The organism is Leucobacter sp. MMO-125 (assembly GCF_037148395.1).
GTDB lineage: Bacteria > Actinomycetota > Actinomycetes > Actinomycetales > Microbacteriaceae > Leucobacter.
Genome location: NZ_JBBCTL010000004.1, coordinates 38073 through 56807 on the forward strand (window position 1 = coordinate 38073; position 18735 = coordinate 56807).

General features: G+C 66.3%; 14 protein-coding genes and 1 tRNA gene. 3 read left to right on the forward strand and 12 right to left on the reverse strand.

The features are described from left to right. Positions 1-155 precede the first annotated feature (155 nt). Together WFI54_RS10390 and WFI54_RS10395 are read right to left on the reverse strand one after the other, a co-directional pair. Positions 156-1022 (reverse strand): HtaA domain-containing protein, encoded by an 867-nt coding sequence (locus tag WFI54_RS10390; protein WP_336652726.1) that lies wholly within the window; start codon positions 1020-1022, stop codon positions 156-158. Beyond that, positions 1019-4978, reverse strand: coding sequence for an HtaA domain-containing protein (locus WFI54_RS10395; protein WP_336652727.1), 3960 nt, complete (start codon positions 4976-4978; stop codon positions 1019-1021). The genes WFI54_RS10390 and WFI54_RS10395 overlap by 4 nt, the downstream gene beginning before the upstream one ends. Before the next feature lie 243 nt (positions 4979-5221). On the opposite strand from WFI54_RS10395, the gene msrB reads away from it, so the two are divergent. Further along, complete coding sequence (gene msrB / locus WFI54_RS10400) at positions 5222-5668, forward strand: peptide-methionine (R)-S-oxide reductase MsrB (RefSeq protein WP_336652728.1); 447 nt, start codon at positions 5222-5224, stop codon at positions 5666-5668. A 5-nt stretch (positions 5669-5673) separates the two neighbouring features. Next, the gene (locus WFI54_RS10405; protein WP_336653089.1) at positions 5674-6234 is read left to right on the forward strand and encodes a nitroreductase family protein; all 561 of its coding nucleotides are present in this window, start codon (positions 5674-5676) and stop codon (positions 6232-6234) included. A gap of 13 nt (positions 6235-6247) precedes the next feature. Here WFI54_RS10405 and WFI54_RS10410 read toward each other — a convergent pair whose 3' ends face one another. The 4 genes from WFI54_RS10410 to secA form a co-directional block, all read right to left on the reverse strand. Beyond that, the gene (locus WFI54_RS10410) at positions 6248-7180 is read right to left on the reverse strand and encodes a DMT family transporter (protein ID WP_336652729.1); all 933 of its coding nucleotides are present in this window, start codon (positions 7178-7180) and stop codon (positions 6248-6250) included. A 297-nt stretch (positions 7181-7477) separates the two neighbouring features. After that, positions 7478-7553 (reverse strand) — tRNA-Thr (locus WFI54_RS10415). 36 nt (positions 7554-7589) lie between these two features. Continuing rightward, positions 7590-8552 (reverse strand): DsbA family protein, encoded by a 963-nt coding sequence (locus WFI54_RS10420; protein ID WP_336652730.1) that lies wholly within the window; start codon positions 8550-8552, stop codon positions 7590-7592. Positions 8553-8630: 78 nt separating this feature from the next. Next, complete coding sequence (gene secA, locus WFI54_RS10425) at positions 8631-11375, reverse strand: preprotein translocase subunit SecA (protein WP_336652731.1); 2745 nt, start codon at positions 11373-11375, stop codon at positions 8631-8633. 132 nt (positions 11376-11507) lie between these two features. Between secA and WFI54_RS10430 the strand changes: the two genes are divergently transcribed. Then, positions 11508-12236 carry a polyprenol monophosphomannose synthase gene (locus WFI54_RS10430; protein ID WP_336652732.1) on the forward strand — a complete coding sequence of 243 codons (729 nt, stop codon included), beginning with the start codon at positions 11508-11510 and terminating at the stop codon, positions 12234-12236. Between the two features lie 184 nt (positions 12237-12420). On the opposite strand, the gene hpf is transcribed toward WFI54_RS10430, so the two are convergent. The 6 genes from hpf to WFI54_RS10460 form a co-directional block, all read right to left on the reverse strand. Continuing rightward, positions 12421-13053: a ribosome hibernation-promoting factor, HPF/YfiA family gene (gene hpf, locus WFI54_RS10435; protein WP_336652733.1), complete on the reverse strand. Its 633-nt coding sequence runs from the start codon at positions 13051-13053 to the stop codon at positions 12421-12423. A gap of 169 nt (positions 13054-13222) precedes the next feature. Continuing rightward, complete coding sequence (locus WFI54_RS10440) at positions 13223-13921, reverse strand: ComF family protein (RefSeq protein WP_336652734.1); 699 nt, start codon at positions 13919-13921, stop codon at positions 13223-13225. A 191-nt stretch (positions 13922-14112) separates the two neighbouring features. Beyond that, on the reverse strand, positions 14113-15774 hold the full coding sequence (locus tag WFI54_RS10445) for a GerMN domain-containing protein (protein WP_336652735.1): 1662 nt from the start codon (positions 15772-15774) through the stop codon (positions 14113-14115). Next, positions 15771-17495: an MtrAB system histidine kinase MtrB gene (gene mtrB, locus WFI54_RS10450; RefSeq protein WP_336652736.1), complete on the reverse strand. Its 1725-nt coding sequence runs from the start codon at positions 17493-17495 to the stop codon at positions 15771-15773. Before mtrB ends, WFI54_RS10445 begins: the two co-directional genes overlap by 4 nt. Before the next feature lie 8 nt (positions 17496-17503). After that, complete coding sequence (mtrA, locus tag WFI54_RS10455) at positions 17504-18187, reverse strand: MtrAB system response regulator MtrA (RefSeq protein WP_336652737.1); 684 nt, start codon at positions 18185-18187, stop codon at positions 17504-17506. Positions 18188-18244: 57 nt separating this feature from the next. Next, positions 18245-18688, reverse strand: a complete 444-nt coding sequence (locus WFI54_RS10460; protein ID WP_336652738.1) for a hypothetical protein — start codon at positions 18686-18688, stop codon at positions 18245-18247. Positions 18689-18735 lie beyond the last annotated feature (47 nt).

The following is an 18735-nucleotide window of genomic DNA, read 5'->3' on the forward strand; positions in this document are numbered from 1 at the left end:
GGGGGCGGATCCGCGATTCGGATCCGCCCCCGCACCGGTCTGCGCAGGCAGCAGTGTGCCGTTCCGCAGCGCGGCGTCATCGAGTCAGCCCAGATATACCGAGATGGCCCACGATTCACGTGAATCGTGGGCCATCTCGGTATTCGTAGGCCGGCTCAGACCTCGGTCGACGACGCGTCGTCGGTGCCTGGCTCAGCGGTGGGCTGCTTCTTACCCCGGCCGGCGATGAGCATGCCGACGGTGACGCCGATCACGAGCACCGCAACGCCGGCGATCACGATCGGCACCCAGGGCACGCTCGGCGCTGCGGCCTGCTGCGGCGCAGCCACCTCGGCGGGGGCCGGCTCTGCAAGCGCTTCGACGCTGCTCGCCGCGAGCAGGCAATCGACGGTGGCGGTGACGTTGACGGGATCGAGTTCGTCACCCGAGACGTAGCTGCCGTACTCACCGTTGAACGCTTCGGCACCCTCAGCCGTGAGGCGGGCGGGAGCCGACACGATCTTCAGATCACCGTCCTGCGCCGACACGGCACCCGCGAGGTCGATCTTCGCAGCCCGCACCTCTGATGCGCTGGCCGCGCCGCCCGCGTTCGCGGTGTCGGTCGCGCCCATTGTGAGCATCAGATAGGCGGTGTCTTCGCCCGCGAACTCGATCACGGGATTGGCAATGTCGAGCTGCATCGCACCGTCGTGGCCAGTGAAGTGCACGGCGCCGGTGAAGGCAATCCGCCCCTCATCGAGCGTCTCAGAGACGCTTCCCGTGGCCTGGTTCCAGATGAAGTTGGGCGTCTCGTAGCGCATATCCTCGCTCACGGTCCATTCACCGTTCGCAATCGATCCGCTGATGTATGAACGAAAGCTCTCTTTCACCCCCCAGGTCATCTCCGCGGTCTGCACGGGGCAATTGCCTGCGGCCACGGACGCGGCAGGGGCCGCTGTCGCGGCTGCTGGCGCCGCCAGAGCCGCTGCAGCAACGATAGTGGCCGTGAGAAACCCTTTGATCACTGCCGTTGTGTTCGTCATTTCTCTCCCGCGTGTCCTCGGCGCTGCACGACCACCAGACCGGTGGTCGCTCCTGCGATCACGAGCAGCGCGATCGCCGCGACCCACCATACCCACACGGGGCCCGCATCCGCTCCGAGCACTCCGGCGGCCATCGGTTCGGCCTGCTCTGCGATCTTCGCGGTGGCGTCCTTCTTGGCCTTCTCCGTTTTCACGGTCTCGGCCTTCTCGGCGACCTCAATCACCGCACCGGCGTTGATGCTGCCCTGCAGGGTGATCGTGTGCGTGCCAGGTGCGAGATCTTCGGGCAGGGTGCCAATCCAGCGCACGGTGCCGTTCTCATCAGCGCCCGCGGCCTCGTCGAGCACGATCGGATCCGAGTACACCACCACGAGGATGTCCCGCTCCTTGCTCTCGAAGCCGGAAGCCTCGATCTCAATCTCGCCGCCCGGCACGAGCTTCTTCGCCGGAGTCACCACGGTCACGCCCGTGGTTGCCGGAGGGGCCGCAGCGGGGGTGCGCTTCGTCTGCTTCGCCGACACCGTTGTGGTGCCGTAATTTGCTCCGCTCACCGCGCCCACGGTGAAGGTGACCGGGTCGATGCCGAAGGAGCCTCCACCCGCTCCGCTGCCCGTCGATCCGCCGCCGCTGATGGCACCGGCGACGGGTGCCCCAGCCCAGGTGGCCTCGCCGTTCGCCCCCACTGACTTGGCCGCGACGGCGAGATTGAGGGCGTACGATTCGCCGCGCACCGTGATGGTTCCCGAGAGCGCGTTGTGCACGGTGATGACGGGGTTGGCGAAGGTTTCACGCATGAGTCCGGCGTGCCCGGTGAAGGTCACCACGCCCGAGTACTGCACGGTGCCGGTGTGCGAGGCGGCGTTCCAGGCGCTGCCGGCCTGCGGGAAGACGTAGCCGCCCGCGCCGCCGCCGACGCCGTTCCCCGTTACGCTGCCCTTCGCGATGGGACCTGTCGCATAGGCCGCGAAACCTGAGGACACACCCCAGCTGAGTGAGCCGGCCTGCTGTGTGCCCTGCGCGGGCACGGGTGCCGGTGTCTCGGGCTTCGGCTCGGGCTTCGGCTGCGGAGTCACCGGGTCGGTGGGCTTCGCATCAGAGGCCGCGCCAACGGTGAAGGTGACGGGATCCATCTGGCTGCCGGCGGTGTAGAAATCGAGGAAGTGCGTGACGGCTTCTGCCCGGAGCGTGCTGGGCGCGCCGGACCAGGTCACGGCACCGTTGTCTTCGCTTCGCTTCGCCTTGCTCAGGTCGATATCGGCGAGCGCCAAGCGGGCGTTGTCGATCTTGGCGCTCAGCACGGCTCGTGATGAGCTTTCGACGGTGATCTGCGGATCGGCGAGCGTGAGCGCGAGTGCGCCGCCGTGCCCGGTGAACGTCACCCCTCCCGCGTAGTGCACATCACCGGTGCCGTTCTTCGCGTTCCAGGATCCGCCATCGATCTGCGGGAACTCGAACACGCCGCCGGAGCGCTTCGCCGCACCGAGCATCGAGATGCTGCCGCCGGCACCACCCTCGACGTAGCTGCGGAAGCTATCCTTGACGCCCCACTTCAGTCCGCCCTTGGTGAGGTCGGGGTCGGGCTTGGGCGTGCGATCCTTGCCTGCGAAGTTGATCGCAACCATCCGCTCCTGGGCGGCGTTCTTCGTGTTGACGCCGCCGGCGTAGGTGTAGATGCCGAAGTTCCCGCCGTTTACGAGATCTGCGGGCTCTTTCAGCGTTACCGTCCAGGTGAAGGATCCGCTCGCGGGATCGATCTCTGTCCACTCGCTTCGGATCGTGTCTCGGTACTGCGCGGGAACGTCCTGCTCCAGGGTGTCCTTCGCAAGTGCCCAGGCCCGGTTACTCTTGTCGATCTTGCGCTGGTCGCTCGGCGCACCCTCAGAGGGACGCCAGTGCTCACCGAAGTGACCGAAGACAGCAAAGGTGCCCTGGGGCTTGTCGGACGGGATCGGGTTGCCGAGGCCGCCGAGATCGCAGACAGGCTGCGCCGTGAAGCACTTGTTCACGTAGGGATCGTAGCCGGTGCCCTTGACGACGAGCTTGTCGCCTTCCTTCACCTGACGGCCGTCGTAGGGGGTGACGCCATCGGCGAGGAACACCTTGAGGTCGGCTTCGTACGAGGGTGCGACGGGCCGCTCGGTGTCGGTGTAGTTGAGCGCGAGCTTGGTCTCCTGCGCCTTGTTGTTCACACCACCCGCACCATAGGTGTAGATGCCGTAATCACCCGTCACCGTCGCGGCATCCTTCGGATCAGCCAACGTCAGCTCAGCAGTCCACGAACCATCAGCGGCAAGCGGCACCCACTGCGCACGCACAATGCTCTGGTAGCCACGATCATTCGGAACCTGATTCAGCACACTCTCCGCAAGCACCCACCCCTGCGGGCCAGCCTTCCGCGCCGACGCCGCAACACCATCAGCCGGGCTCCACACCGGAGCAAACTTCCCGAACACCACATACGAACCCTGCGGCAGCGTGTTCGGAATCGGAACACCACGACCACCCACATTCGCAGCCGGATCAAACCCGGTGCCCGTGATCCTCAACTTGTCACCCTTGTACACCTGCGCACCCGGAGCAAGCGGAGTCGTCGAATCACCCAAGAACACCTGCACCCCAGGCGACCACACCTTCGGCCGCTCGGTGTCGGTGTAGTTGAGCGCGAGCTTGGTCTCCTGCGCCTTGTTGTTCACACCACCCGCACCATAGGTGTAGATGCCGTAATCACCGGTCACCGTCGCGGCATCCTTCGGATCAGCCAACGTCAGCTCAGCAGTCCACGAACCATCAGCGGCAAGCGGCACCCACTGCGCACGCACAATGCTCTGGTAGCCACGATCATTCGGAACCTGATTCAGCACACTCTCCGCAAGCACCCACCCCTGCGGGCCAGCCTTCCGCGCCGACGCCGCAACACCATCAGCCGGGCTCCACACCGGAGCAAACTTCCCGAACACCACATACGAACCCTGCGGCAGCGTGTTCGGAATCGGAACACCACGACCACCCACATTCGCAGCCGGATCAAACCCGGTGCCCGTGATCCTCAACTTGTCACCCTTGTACACCTGCGCACCCGGAGCAAGCGGAGTCGTCGAATCACCCAAGAACACCTGCACCCCAGGCGACCACACCTTCGGCGGCGCGGCGGGAGTGGAGAAGGTGAAGACATCGGTGGCCTGGCCCTGGTAGCGCGCGACTCCGGTCGGCGCGAGCGTTGACGCGAACACGCCCTCCGCGGCCGTCCACTGCTGCAGTGAGTTCGTCTCGGCCGAAGTCCCCGTCGCAGCGATCGTCGCCAAGACAATGCGGGCAACGGAGTCGGCTCCAGCGGTGTCGGTGGTGCTCATCTCAGCTGAGACGGTGGCCGCGCCGTCGGCCGCAATGGTGATCCGCGGGTTCTGCAGCGCGATCGTGAAGCCGTGCGCGGGGTTATCCCAAATCACACCACCGGTGTAGGCGATCTCACCGGTGCCCGCAGCTGGGTCGAAGCTCGACGCGGCCGACTCGGGGAAGTGAGTGGTTCCGTCAGGGTTGAGTGTTGCACCGCCGTACGGGGTCTGCGTGCCTCCCACGCCCGCGAGGTAACCGCGCCAGCTGGCCTTGAAGCCCCAGTCGAGCGATCCGCCATTCTCACGCACCGCTTCCAGCGTTGCGGGCGGCGCCGCGGCGAGCAGCGAGGGAGCCGCTGCTGCGGTGTCGTCGACGGGCTGAGCGGTGTCAGCTTCGGAGGGCGTTTCGGCGGCAGGCTGCTGCGGTGCGGCTGGCTCTTCAGCGGGGGCCTCGCTCGGCGTGCCGTTGCTGGGGGCCTCGGGGATCGCGGTCTGCTCGGTCAGCGGATCGGCGGGCAGTTCTTCTGCGGAAGCGGCGGTGCCGCCAAGCAGCGCACCCCCCGCGACCAGGGCCGACACCAGCAATGTTGCGAGTGACGCTCGCAAACCCTGACGTGCAAACATGCGCAACGCACTCCTTGATGGATGGAATTGGGGTGTGCACGGGATTGCGGCGGAGCCGCAATCGGTGTCACATCCGACTCAGATGAGGTATGCCTAACTCGAGGCATCGCAGAATAGTCTGACGAATATCATCCGATGATGCAAGTCGGGGTGATCCGCCCCTCCCGCGCACTCGCCATTCCCGGCCCGCAAGCAGCCTCGCGGCGTACACTGACAGCGCACCGCAGCGCGCAAAGGAGCATCATGAGCCAGCCCATCGGATCCGACAACAACTACGAAGTAAGCCTCGAAGATGCCGAGTGGCGCGCCCGCCTCTCCCCCGAGGAATACGCGATCCTCCGCCAAGCCGCCACCGAGCGCGCTGGCACCGGCGCACTGCTGCACGAGGAACGCGACGGCCTCTACCACTGCCGCGCCTGCGGCAACGAACTCTTCGTCGCGGGCACCAAATTCGATTCAGGCTGCGGCTGGCCCAGCTTCTACGAGAGCATCCGCCCCGAGGCCGTCGAACTCATCGAAGACCGCAGCCTCGGCATGGTGCGCACCGAAGTGCGCTGCGCGAAATGCGGATCGCACCTCGGCCACGTCTTCCCCGACGGCTTCGGCACCCCTACAGGCGACCGCTACTGCATGAACTCCCTCGCACTGTCGTTCGAGCCGGAGGCCGGATCCGCCGACGAGCGCCGGTGATCGAGATGCCCGCAGAATCATTGACGCCCCGCCCTGCGCTACAGGCGGTTCGCAACCGACGGTCCCACTCCAAAGTCACCGAAGACGCTCCCTCACCGACTGAAATCGCAGAACTCGTCTCAGCAATGTCGAGCATCGCCGACCACTCCGGCCTGCGCCCCTGGCGCATCATCAGCCTGCGCGGGAACGCTCGCAACAAGCTCGGCAAAGCCTTCGCCAAAGCAGAGGGCGGATCGCGCGGCAAGTACATCGCGAAAGCGCAACGCGCGCCCCTGCTGCTCACCATCGTGGTGAGCCCACGCAAGAGCAAAGTGCCGCTGTGGGAGCAGGAAGCCGTCGCGAGCGGCGTCGCCCACACCCTCGGACTGCTGCTGCACGAGGCCGGCTGGGGCACCTTCTGGCGCACCGGTTCGCTCACCCGCGCCAAAGCGGTGCGCAAAGCACTCGGCGTGCAGAAGCCCGAATACCTGCTCGGCTGGATCTACGTCGGTGGCATCCCCGACACAGACCGGCGCAGCAAACCACGCAAACCCATCGACCTGTCACGGCATCTCAGCGAACTCTGAAACGCCCCTCCGGTCACGACCGTGAGCGCCGCCCAGGCAACGACGCGATCAGCACAGCCACCAGAGCCACCACTGTGCCCATAGCCATCAACGTCGTCACCCCGCCAGCGAGCGGCAAGGACGCCTCAAGTAGCACCGAAGCGATGAGCTGCCCCGCAACATTCGACATACTCAGCAGCAGCACCCCTGTGAGCCTCACGAGCATCGCAGCTACCGCGATAAAGATCATGCCGATCGCCCCACCCGCATAGAACCAGGGCTCGCTCGGCCAACTCGCAGGCCACCCCTGCACCGCCAACGACACCGCAGCCGCCACAACCAGCACCGCAGTGCCCACCACGAAGTTCACAAAAGTCGCCGCGATCGCGCTCTGCGCCGCAGCCCGCACCAAGCCGTTCACAGCCGACTGCCACGCCATACCGACCCCAGCGATCAGCGGAACCACGACAAGCCACGGCGATCCAGAACCCCCCAGCCCGCCAGCTACAGACACCGCAACAGCCACCACCGCGAGCCCCGTGCCCACCACCCGCGGTAGCGACGGATCAACGCGACCACCAGGGCCGATGCCGATGCGATCCATCAGCAAGCCGCCAAGCACCTGGCCCGCCACAATGCCAACAGTAAACAGCGCCAGCCCGATCACCGACGCCACCAACCCCTGCGTGAGCACAAAGAACGCGCCGCAAGTGCCCCCGAGCAGACCCCACACCGGGTAGCCCCCCGAACGCACCTCAGCAGAGAGCAGGCGCATGCCACGCCGCGCCCGTGGGGTGGCAAGCGTGATCAGCGCGAGCAGCAGCATCCCTGAACCAAACGAGACAGCGGCCGCAAGATATCCGTTGCCGATCTGCTGGCTCAACCCGCCATTGATGCGCGACTGCACCGCAACCAGCATGCCCGCAGTGCCCGAACCGAGCAGTGCGACGGGAACCCTCAACCTCACATGCACTCGGACAACCTTACTCCCGCGGCAGGAGCAGGGCGAACGAGCGGTGAGGGGAGTGGGTGCGGCGCAACGAGCGCAGCGAGTGGAGCCCAGCCCGCGCTTCGCTCCTTAGCCGGCGCTTGTGAGCGCCGCGGCTCTGCGACGAAACGCTGACGCGTTTCTTACTTGAGCCGCCTGTCGGACTTACTTTCCGTGCTTGATGCAACGCGCCAGCGTTGCGCACGGGAAGCCGGTGGAGCCTGCGACACCGGAGTCGGTTCGCAGGCCAGAAGGCGGCGCAACGAGCGCAGCGAGTGGAGCCGCCTGTCGGACTCGAACCGACCACCTGCGCTTTACAAGGGCGCTGCTCTACCAGATGAGCTAAGGCGGCAAAGGGGCGGTAGCGTGCGCTACCGCCCCGGATAGCTTACTCCGACTTCTTCGTGTCTGCAGAATCAGTCTTGTCTGAGGCCGCGCTGTTCTTTTCGACCTCGCCCTTCACCTTCAGCAGGTACGACTCGAGGTCGCCGTCACGGGCCTGGTTCCACTGCTGACCGTTGACGATCACGGTGGGGGTGCTGACGAGACGCTGCGCCTGATCGGCGGGCTGCAGCTCGGTGCCGCCGGGGCCGAACATCTGGGCACCCTTGGCGAGGCCCTGCACGCCGGTTTCGCTCACGGCCTTGTAGTTCGCCGAGATGAAGCTGCCGAAGCGCACGTCCTTGACGCACTGGCGCAGTTCGGTGGTGAGCTCGGCGCCGGCGCTCTTGGCCTGTTCGAGCAGCTGATCGTCGGTGAGGCCGGTGCTGCCTTCCTTGGGCTGCACTTCTGCGCTCAGGAGCGTGTTGTGCAGCTTGAACGCGACGTCGGGCTGCTGCTCGACGACGCAGGCGAATAGGTTCGCTGCGCGCGTCGAATACTTGGTGCCGAGCGATGCGCTGTCGAGGAAGTTCAGCGGGTACACCTGCAGATTGACGTCACCACTGCCCACGTAGTTCTCGAGCATGGTGCCGTACTGCTGTTCGAAGGCACCACAGGCGGGGCACATGTAGTCGACGTAGATGCTGACATCGAGGGGCAGCTGTTTGCGATCGACCTCGGGGGCCTTGCGCTCTGAACCGGCCTGCAGTGCGGGCGTCTCGACCACCTTGAGATCCTTGGTGAAGACCACACCACCGGATGCCATGTTCTCGGGGCCCGGGCCGGCGGGCTTCATGGTCTGGGTGAGGACGAGCGCGACGACCGCGAGGATCGCCAGCACACCGACGACGATGCCACCCTGCAGCATCAGGCGGCCGCGCTTCTCGCGGCGCTTCTCGGCTTCGCGGGCGAGGCGCGCCTGCTCGCGGGCGCGCTCTCGGCGCTCGTTCTTCGTGAGTTTCTCTGCCATGGCTCTCTCCAGGTCGGGCCGCAGTCGGCTCCGGTTCTTCGTTCGGGTGCGTGGGCGGCGCTGCTCGCCGCCCACGCCCTACTTCTTCTTGTTGGCGCGACGCTCGGCGCGGTTCGCGGTGCCGCCCTCAGCGGGCACCTGCTGGCCGAAGGCTCCGCGCTGCGTGGGCTGCTGGGGCGCCCCGGCGGCCTTGCCGCCAGCCGCCTGCGCCCCGCTGACAGACGGCGCGCCGTCTTCGTCGGGGGCGGTGTAGCTGAGCTTGGACTGATCCGGAGTCTGCTGCTCTTCGAGCCCGCCGCCTTCGAGGTGCACGTGATCCTGCGGGCCTTCGGCGGGGCGCACCTTTACCTCGAGGTTGTAGAGCAGCCCCATCGACTCTTCCTTGATCTGGCCCATCATGCCCTCGAACATGGTGAAGCCTTCGCGCTGGTACTCGACGAGCGGGTCGCGCTGCGCCATTGCGCGCAGGCCGATGCCCTCCTTGAGGTATTCCATCTCGTAGAGGTGGTCGCGCCAGCGACGGTCGATCGTGGCGAGCACGACGCGGCGTTCGAGCTCGCGCATGGCTTCCTCGCCGAGTTCTTCTTCGCGTTTGCGGTAGGCGACCTCAGCGTCGGAGAGGATCTCACGGCGCAGGAAGCCCTTGTCGACGCGGGTGCCTCCGGCCTCAGCGATGAGCTCGTCGACGGTAATGCCGATCGGGTACACCTGTTTGAGGTCGCTCCAGAGGGCGTCGAAATCCCACTCACCGTCGTGTCCGTGGGAGTCGAGGATCGCGTCGAGCGTCTGCTCGCGGAATGCGTCGATGCGGCCTTCGATTTCTTCGCCGTCGAGGATCTGCTGGCGGTCGCCGTAGATGGCCTTGCGCTGGCGGTCGAGAACGTCGTCGTACTTGAGCACGTTCTTGCGAATCTCGGCGTTGCGCTGTTCGACCTGGCTCTGCGCGCTCTGGATGGCGCGGGAGACCACCTTCGATTCGATCGCGAGGTCGTCGGGGAAGCCCTCACGGTTCATGAGTGCGGCTGCGGCGCCCGAGTTGAAGAGGCGCATCAGGTCGTCGGCGAGCGACAGGTAGAAGCGGCTCTCGCCCGGGTCGCCCTGACGGCCGGAGCGGCCGCGCAGCTGGTTGTCGATGCGGCGCGATTCGTGGCGTTCGGTGCCGAGCACGTACAGGCCGCCGACGGCGCTGACCTTCTCGGCTTCTTCTGCGACGGTGCGCTTGACGGCGTCGAAGACGTCGTCCCAGGCGGCTTCGTAGGCTTCGGGATCTTCTTCGGTGGAGAGACCGCGGGCTGCCATTTCCTGCACGGCGAGGAACTCGGCATTGCCGCCGAGCATGATGTCGGTGCCACGGCCGGCCATGTTGGTGGCTACGGTGACAGCCCCCAGTCGACCGGCCTGCGCGATGATCGCGGCTTCGCGTGCGTGGTTCTTAGCGTTCAGCACCTCGTGGCGCACGCCCTTCTTGGCGAGCAGGCGGGAGATGTATTCGCTCTTCTCGACGCTGGTGGTGCCGACGAGCACGGGCTGGCCCTTTTCGTGACGCTCGGCGATGTCTTCGACCGCCTGCTGGAACTTCGCCTCTTCGTTCTTGTACACGAGGTCGGGCTGGTCTTTGCGCTGCATGGGCTTGTTGGTGGGGATGGGCACCACGCCGAGCTTGTAGGTCGACATGAACTCGCCGGCCTCGGTTTCGGCCGTGCCCGTCATACCCGAGAGCTTCTCGTAGAGGCGGAAATAGTTCTGCAGGGTGACGGTGGCGAGCATCTGGTTCTCGGCCTTGACCTGCACGCCTTCTTTGGCCTCGATGGCCTGGTGCATGCCCTCGTTGTAGCGGCGGCCTGCGAGGATGCGGCCGGTGTGCTCGTCGACGATGAGCACTTCGCCGTTGAGCACGACATAGTCCTTGTCGCGGGTGAAGAGCGCCTTCGCCTTGATCGAGTTGTTGAGGAAGGAGATGAGGGGGGTGTTCACCGACTCGTAGAGGTTGGTGATGCCGAGGTGGTCTTCAACCTTTTCGATGCCGGGTTCGAGCACGCCGATGGTGCGCTTCTTCTCGTCGACTTCGTAGTCAGTGCCGGCTTCGAGCTTGCGGGCGATGCGCGCGAACTCGGCGAACCAGCGGTTGGCCTCTCCTGAGGAGGGGCCGGAGATGATGAGCGGCGTGCGGGCTTCGTCGATGAGGATCGAGTCGACCTCGTCGATGATGGCGAAGAAGTGGCCGCGCTGCACGCGCTCTTCGGCGCTGGAGGCCATATTGTCGCGCAGGTAGTCGAAGCCGAACTCGTTGTTGGTGCCGTAGGTGATGTCAGCGTTGTACTGTTCGCGGCGGGTGGCGGGATCCTGCCCGGAGACGATGCAGCCCGTGGTCATGCCGAGGGCGCGGAAAACGCGGCCCATGAGCTCGCTCTGGTAGCTGGCGAGGTAGTCGTTGACGGTGACGACGTGCACGCCCTTACCTGCGAGCGCGTTGAGGTAGGCCGGCATGGTGGCGACGAGGGTTTTACCTTCACCGGTCTTCATCTCGGAGATGTTGCCGAGGTGCAGGTTGGCACCGCCCATCACCTGCACGTCGAAGGGGCGCAGCCCGATGGTGCGTTTGGCGGCTTCACGCACGGCGGCGAATGCTTCGGGGAGCAGGTCGTCGAGGGTTTCACCCTTCGCGAGCCGCTCGCGGAACTCGTCGGTCTCTCCGCGCAGGTCTTCATCGCTGAGGTCGGCGAAGGAGCTCTCGAGCTCGGTGACCGTTTTGGCCAAGCGCTGGAGCTTCTTCAGGGTGCGACCCTCGCCGACGCGAAGGAGCTTTTCGAGAACTGTCGCCACGTTGTGTCTCCTGTAAGGTTCTGCACGGTGGTCCGCTTCGCGACTTCACCGCCGTTGCCGAATTGTGACAACTCCTCAGCTTAGCAAGGCGTAGCCCAGCATCGGCTGGGGACTTGCCCGGATGGAGATGCTGTGGGCGAACCCTCGCACGCTGTGCTCGTGATCCTCCCTACGTACAACGAAGTCGGCACCCTGGCGGCCGTGGTTTCGCGGGTGCTGCATGCGGTGCCGGAGGCGCAGGTGCTGGTTGTCGATGACGGCAGCCCCGATGGCACGGGCGCGCTCGCGGATCGTTTGGCGGTGGCGCATCGGCGGGTGAGGGTGTTGCATCGCTCGGCAAAGGGCGGGCTCGGCACGGCGTACATTGCGGGCTTTCGGTTTGCGCTGGCGGAGGGGTTCGGGCTAGTTGTCGAAATGGATGCAGACGGATCGCATCTCGCCGAGGAACTGCCGCTGCTGATCGATGCTGCGCGCCGCGCGGGCGGTGCCGCGATCGGGGCGCGCTGGGTCGAGGGCGGGCGCATTGTGGGCTGGCCGCGTTACCGGCGGTGGATCTCGCGCACTGGCACGCGGGTGGCGCGGATCGCGCTGCGTTCGGGCTTGCACGACTTGACGAGCGGGTTTCGGGCGATCGACGCTTCGTGGCTGGCGCGTCTCGATCTGGGGGCGCTCGACTCCGAGGGGTACGGCTTCCAGGTGGAGTCGGCGTGGGAGTTGGAGCGGATGGGTTGCCCGATTATTGAGGTGCCGATCACGTTTGTTGAGCGTGTCGGCGGCCGTTCGAAGATGACGTGCGGGATTGTGTTCGAAGCGCTGTGGAATGTGCTGCGCCGCGGCTGGCGGCTGCGGCAGACTTCGTAGTGGACGCCGGAATTTTCAAACGCGCAAGACATGTTCGGGCCAACATCTTCGGCTGACAGCACCGCAGCAACTCCCGGAGCACCGCACAACTGAGCCCGCCGCCCCTGCGATACGCAGGAGCGGCGGGCTCCATATGAGGATCAGCGCCTCACGCAGCAGCGGACGCTGCGCTCGGCGACAACCCTTACTCCTCGGTGAGCGTGATCACCCCGTAGTTCCACCCCTTACGGCGGTACACCACACTGGGGCGACCCGAACCGTGCTCGACGAAGAGGAAGAAGTCGTGCCCCACGAGCTCCATCTGATCGACAGCGTCTTCGACAGAGAGCCGCTCAGCGGGAAACTCCTTGCTGCGAATCACCACGGGCGAGTACTGCTCGTCGCTGCCCTGCTGCTCGGGGATGGGCACAGCGCCGGTTGCCACAGCATCGATCACCTCGGCGGGAGCCGGCGTTACATCGACCTCAGCGAAATCATGAGCTGCGGCATCTCCCAGAGAGAGACGTCCGTGGCCGCGGCGATCCTTGCGCTTGTCTTTCATACGGCGAATGCGTTCCAGCACGCGCCCGTAAGCCATATCAAAGGCCGAGTACTTGTCTCCGCCGGCAGACTCCGCGCGAATCACGGGGCCCGGGCCGATCAAGGTGATCTCAACAAGATCACCGTGCTTCGGGCTGCGATCACTCTGCCGCGAGACCTTCACCTCAAGCGACTGAGCCCTGGGCAGCAGGCCCGACACCTTCTCGGTCTTCGATTCGACATAGCTCTCGAAGCGGTCAGTGATCCCGACGTTCTTGCCGCGGATGTTCACGTCCATGGTGACCTCCCAGGTGACTCAGGCGGGTGGGCCTCTGTGGCGCACCGTTACGCCTTTCCCGAACTCTACTGCACTCGGCAGCAGCGTTTCCACCTCATCACCGGGCTCCCAGCGGAAACCCCGGAAACTCATTGAAGCCCCGCCGCACCCATCCGTTCGAGCACCGTTCTCAGACGAGAATCCCGCGCGTGTCTCGGCGTTGCGCGTGACATAGCGCCACAATCGCTACCACCACCGCACCCTCAGCTTCGAGTGCGTCACGACACGCAAGCACCGTCGATCCCGTGGTGATCACGTCATCGACGAGGATCACCTCGCGGCCGCGCAGCACGGCACTTCGTGAGGCCCGCACCCGCACTCTCGCGGCATTGCGGGCGCGTTCACCCGCCGCGAGCCCCACCTGGCTGCGCCGCCCCCGCCCCGCCCGCAACGCGGCAACCCGCAAGACACGCACCCCCTGCCCGCGCAGCGCGCAACTCACGAGCAGCTCGACCTGGCGAAAGCCGCGCCGCCGAACGCCGGCGCGGCGAGAGGGTGCCGTGATGATCACGGGCGCGGCCGGCCCTCGGCATACGGCGAGGGCCGCCACGAGCGGCACACGCAGCTGCTCCCCCAGTTCACCCGCAAGCCCAACCCTGCCGCGATGCTTGAACGCCACCAGCGTCGCCCGCAGCACCCCCGCATAGGGCCCCCGCACGAAACAGGGCGCTCCGATATCAGGGCGCAGCAGTGGTGCCGAACGGCGCAGCTCCACGCGACACGGCAAGCAGCAGTCACGATCGGGCTCACCGCAGCCGACGCAAGCAGCGGGCCACAGCAGCGCAAGCAGGTCGAGGCCGAGCTCGGTGAAATTCAACAGGGGCGCCATGCACCGATCCTGCCGCGCCGAAGACCCTCCGCCGCGGCGTTCGCCGGCATCTGTGGAGAACTGCCGCACCCACCGCTGAGACGCTCACTGTGAGCGAAGCCTGCTCCCAGTGCGAGAAGCCCAGCGAGTCAGTTGCGGCGGCGGATCCGCGACACACGGCAGTCCCGCGGCGAGCGCGCACCCGCCCCGATTCACCCCCGCTTCGCGAGCAGCGACACCCCGCTATCCATGCGCTGCCAGCCGCTACCCTGCGCCGCGAAAAGATCGCCGCTCTCGCTGCGCACGCGCAGCTGGGTGCGTCCGCCCCCGCCCGACACTTGCGTGCCACCCGAGATCGAACCGCCCTGCTCCACGCCGAAGCGACCCGGACCGCCGACAGTCACCTTACCGGCGTCGTCGACGCGGGTCAGGGCAACAAAGCTCTGCTGCCCCACCCAGTCGAGATCCGTCGGCTTGCCAGCCGCCCACATCTGCACATCGGCCGCCTCGGTCGTCGCTACAGGCACACCGTTCTCGCCTCGCACCACCCCGGCAACGAGCACCTGGCTGCCCGATTCGCTGGACACGAGCGCCGCGATCCGCGCCCCCTCAGGCGACACCCGCACCGCAACCGGTTCGCGCCCCGCAAGCCACGGTGCCGGGATTGTCACAGACGAACCGTCAGGGCCCCACACCTGCAACTGCTGCGCCGAAGACCGCTGCACCGTCCAGACATGGCCGAAAATATCGACCCCGGGCTCGAGCAGCCCACTACGGGCATCGACCAGCACGCGACCGTCAGCGTCGAGGCGCGTCACACCCTCGGCGTTCAGCACCGCCGCCGTCTTCCCGTCGAGCGAGAGCGCCACCGCCTTCGGCGCGAACGCCGCGATGCCCTCCGTGAACCCCGGCGCAGCCGCGAAACGGTCGGAGATGAGCGTGCCGAAGCGCCCGTCGACGAGCACCGACGGCTCATACACTTCGCTGAGCACGCTCGGCCCGGTGCCCTCTGGGGGAGGCTGCACCTGCACCCCGTCGACGAACATATCGAAGCCGTTGACATCGGCAACGGTCTGCAGGCTCATGCGCACCTGCTGATACACCTCGGCGAGCTGATTCTGACCACCCTGCAAGAGCGCACCGGAAAGATCAATCCGCGCCCGGCCATCGACCACGGGAACCGCATTCGACACGAGCGACGTGCCCGAGGGGAATCCGCTGTGCACGGCCTCGCGCAGCCGCTCCGATGGCCCATCGAGCAGTCTGCTCACGATCGCCGTCGGCAGCGACGAACGGTTCAAGAACCAGCGCGTGTCGGGCACGAGTAGTTCGCCAGGCCCCACGAAGTACAGCTGCCGCGGCGACCAGATCGAGGTGAACGTGGTGCTGTCGAGGATCACGCCAGCCGGTGCCGACGAGATGCGCCACTCCCCGGAAACCTTCGTGAACTCGAACCGCATATCCGTTGCCGGCCCCGGCGGCACCGGCAACATCACACCGCTCTCGTCGACCTTTGCAACTGCGGCGAGCGACAGCACACCCGCAGCCTCGCCCTCCGCTCGATACGGGCGGCTGCCGTCATCGATGAGCACTCCCAGATGCGGATCCCACTGCCCCGCATACTCGGGCGCCAGGAACTCCCGCGCCACAGCGTAGTCGTCAGCACTCGAAGACGCCGCTTCGACAAAACCGCGCACCACGTCTTTCTGGCTCGCGCCAGAGGACGGCCCCGAAGGAATGCTCTGCCACGTCTGGTCGACCTGCTGCAGATTCGTGAGCCCCGGCTGCACCGCCCCGGAGGAGGGAATCGCCGCGCACCCCGCAAGCAGCGTTACCGCAGCAAGCGCAGCCGCCGCACTCGTCCACCTGGTCATCGCCGCTCCTTTCGGATGCGCCGGCCCGGGCGCCGCAACCACCCACCGGTCTTCTGCTGATCGCCCGCATCGGCCTCGACGTCATCCGGAACAAGCGGTAACGGCGACATGAAACTCGTGATCGCATCCCCGCGCGGCAGCGTCAGTCTGAAGTTGGAGCCCTCACCGGGCCGTGACCAGGCCTCCAGAATGCCGCCGTGCACCGCGGCATCCTCCTGCGCAATCGCGAGGCCGAGGCCCGTGCCGCCGAGGGTGCGTTTGCGCGAGGGATCCGCCCGCCAAAAACGATCGAAGACGTGCTCGACATCCTCCGCCCGCATGCCGACCCCCCAGTCACGCACCGCGATCGAGATCGCCGCAGCATTGGAATCGATCGTCACCACGATCGGATGCCCCTCGCCGTGCTCGATCGCGTTGCCCACGAGGTTCGAGACGATACGGCGGATCCTGCGGGCATCGACCTCGACAGGCGCGTACCCGCCGAGCGGCCGCACCTCGATCAGGCTGTCCGACAGCGGCTGCAGGCCGTCAACAACCTCGTGCGCGAGCGACACCAGGTTAGTGGGCTCGGTATCGAGCGTCACCCGCCCGGCGTCATAGCGCGAGATCTCGAGCAGATCACCCAGCAACGACTCGAAACGCTCAACCTGCGTTCCGAGCACCTCGACGGCGCGCTGCTGGCCGGGGCCGAGCCCTTCGGCGCTGTTCTGCAGCACCTCGCTCGCAAGCCTGATCGTGGTCAGCGGCGTACGCAGCTCATGCGACACGTCCGAGACGAAGCGCTGCTGCATTTCGGAGAGATGGTCGAGCTCACGGATACGGGCTTGCAGGGTGTCGGCCATGTCGTTGAAGCCCTCTGACAACGCATCGAAGTGCTCATCGTTCTGCCAGGGCATGCGGGCGTCGCTCTCGCCTGCTGCGAGCCGCCTGCTGGTGTCGGCTGCAGCGCGGATCGGTCGGAACACGATCCGCGTCATGATCCATACCAGGATGCCGATGAACGCCATCATCGCCGCCGCCGTGATGAGCAGCGTACGCTGCACGAAGCTCAGGGTGTCTTCGGTGTCGGCGAGGTTGTAGCCAATGAAGAGATCGTAGCTGCCGGCCTCCGCAGGGAAGGTCAGTGTCGAGCCCACCACAATGCCGGCAGACTGCGAACCGTCGTCGCCGTGGAACGTGACGGCCTGCCAGTGCTGCGGCGGGGTGCCGCTGCCGACAGCGCGGCTCAGCTCCGCACTCACCGCCTCGCGCAGCATCGCGCTCGTCGCAGCCGAAGAAGGTGCCTCGGGGTAGGACGGTTGACCGGGCTGCCGTCTCAGGTACACGAGCTGGCTTGCCGAAGTGTCTTGCACCGTGCGCCGCACCGACACGGCCAGCTCTCTGAGCCCCACCGCGTCGGTGGCCTCAGAAGCATCGATCTGACGCTGCGCGGCGAGCGTCGCGCGCGCTGAATCCTGCAATGCCTGATCGCGGCGCGACGAGTAGAGATCGTCGCTGATGCTCGTCAGTGTGAACACGCCCGCGACGAAAATGATAAAGCCCGTCACCAGGCCCGTGATCGTCATGGTGCGCAGCATCAACGAACGCCGCCACCTGGCACGGAACGGTCCGAGCACCGGTTGCGTGGCCCTGAACCAGCGCAGCTGCAGACGCCGCAGCGCAATACCCACGCGGGATCGCCCCCGGTGCGGCAGGGGCGGCTGCGCTCGGAGGGAGGGCACGGGCACCCCTACTCGACGGGTGTGCCGGCGCGGTAGCCGACTCCGCGCACAGTTGTCACAATGGTCGGGTGATCAGGATCTTGCTCGATCTTGGCCCGCAGCCGCTGCACATGCACGTTCACAAGCCTCGTGTCGGCCTTGTACTGGTAGCCCCACACCTTCTCGAGCAGCACCTCGCGGGTGAACACCTGCTGTGGTTTGCGGGCAAGGATCGCCAGCAGATCGAACTCGAGCGGGGTGAGCGGGATCGGCTGCGAGCCGCGCCGCACCTCGTGCGCCGAGACATCAATCGTGAGATCGCCGATGCGCAGCGTCTCGGCGGCGTCCTGCTGTGGCTCCCGCAAACGCGCGCGGATGCGTGCGATCAGCTCGGCAGGGTTGAACGGCTTGACGACGTAGTCGTCTGCGCCGGCTTCGAGACCGCGCACCACATCACGCGTGTCGGTGCGTGCGGTGAGCATAATGATCGGGGTGCCTGATTCGGCGCGGATCTGCTCCGCCACCTCAATGCCGTCGAGGCCGGGCAGCATCACATCGAGCAACACCAGGTCCGGTCGCATCTCGCGAAACTTTTCGACAGCCTCGGCACCATCGACCGAGAAATCAGTGGCGAAGCCCTCACCCTGCAGCACCATGCCGAGCATCTCGGCAAGGGCCCTGTCATCGTCAACCACCAGGATGCGCGCGCTCATGGTTCCCATTATGGCCGCTCCTCCTCTGAGTCGGTGGATTGCGGCGACACCAGCCGCTCAGTAGTGCTCGAAGCGGCCAGGCAGCAGCTCCCACGGCTCCCGGCCGAGATACTCGCACACCGCCTGGTAGACGCAGTGCTCTACGAAGTAGCGGCGGTGCTCGGCATCATCGACGTGCAGGCCACGAGCCCGCTGGATCGGCATGCGATACATGATGATCGTGCGAGCGGCGCGATCAACCGAGTAGAAAAGCGGAAACTTGCTCTCACCGCGCCCGGTCGGTGCCGTCTGAAAACCGATCTGCACCTCGCGCAGCTCATCGGGAAAGCTCGATTGCAGCAACTCGACTGCGCCGCGCGCATCGGCCTCGAAGCGCAGCACGCGTGCGTTGGGGTCTGGCAGGCCGGCACCCGTGAGGGAAGATCGCATCGCCCGCCGCCCGTGCCGCCGCTGCGCGCGCGCAGGGGCGGGGGCGGAGGGCTTGCGATCGCGTCGGAACATGACACCCAGTCTACGGCCGTGCCGCCCGCGCGGGGACCCGCGCCTGC

Bases quoted from the DNA above. Each gene is read 5' to 3' on its own strand.
- WFI54_RS10390 (WP_336652726.1), bottom strand. From the start codon at position 1,022: ATGACGAACACAACGGCAGTGATCAAAGGGTTTCTCACGGCCACTATC.
- WFI54_RS10395 (WP_336652727.1), bottom strand. From the start codon at position 4,978: ATGTTTGCACGTCAGGGTTTGCGAGCGTCACTCGCAACATTGCTGGTG.
- msrB (WP_336652728.1), top strand. From the start codon at position 5,222: ATGAGCCAGCCCATCGGATCCGACAACAACTACGAAGTAAGCCTCGAA.
- WFI54_RS10405 (WP_336653089.1), top strand. From the start codon at position 5,674: ATGCCCGCAGAATCATTGACGCCCCGCCCTGCGCTACAGGCGGTTCGC.
- WFI54_RS10420 (WP_336652730.1), bottom strand. From the start codon at position 8,552: ATGGCAGAGAAACTCACGAAGAACGAGCGCCGAGAGCGCGCCCGCGAG.
- hpf (WP_336652733.1), bottom strand. From the start codon at position 13,053: ATGGACGTGAACATCCGCGGCAAGAACGTCGGGATCACTGACCGCTTC.
- WFI54_RS10440 (WP_336652734.1), bottom strand. From the start codon at position 13,921: ATGGCGCCCCTGTTGAATTTCACCGAGCTCGGCCTCGACCTGCTTGCG.
- WFI54_RS10445 (WP_336652735.1), bottom strand. From the start codon at position 15,774: ATGACCAGGTGGACGAGTGCGGCGGCTGCGCTTGCTGCGGTAACGCTG.
- mtrA (WP_336652737.1), bottom strand. From the start codon at position 18,187: ATGAGCGCGCGCATCCTGGTGGTTGACGATGACAGGGCCCTTGCCGAG.
- WFI54_RS10460 (WP_336652738.1), bottom strand. From the start codon at position 18,688: ATGTTCCGACGCGATCGCAAGCCCTCCGCCCCCGCCCCTGCGCGCGCG.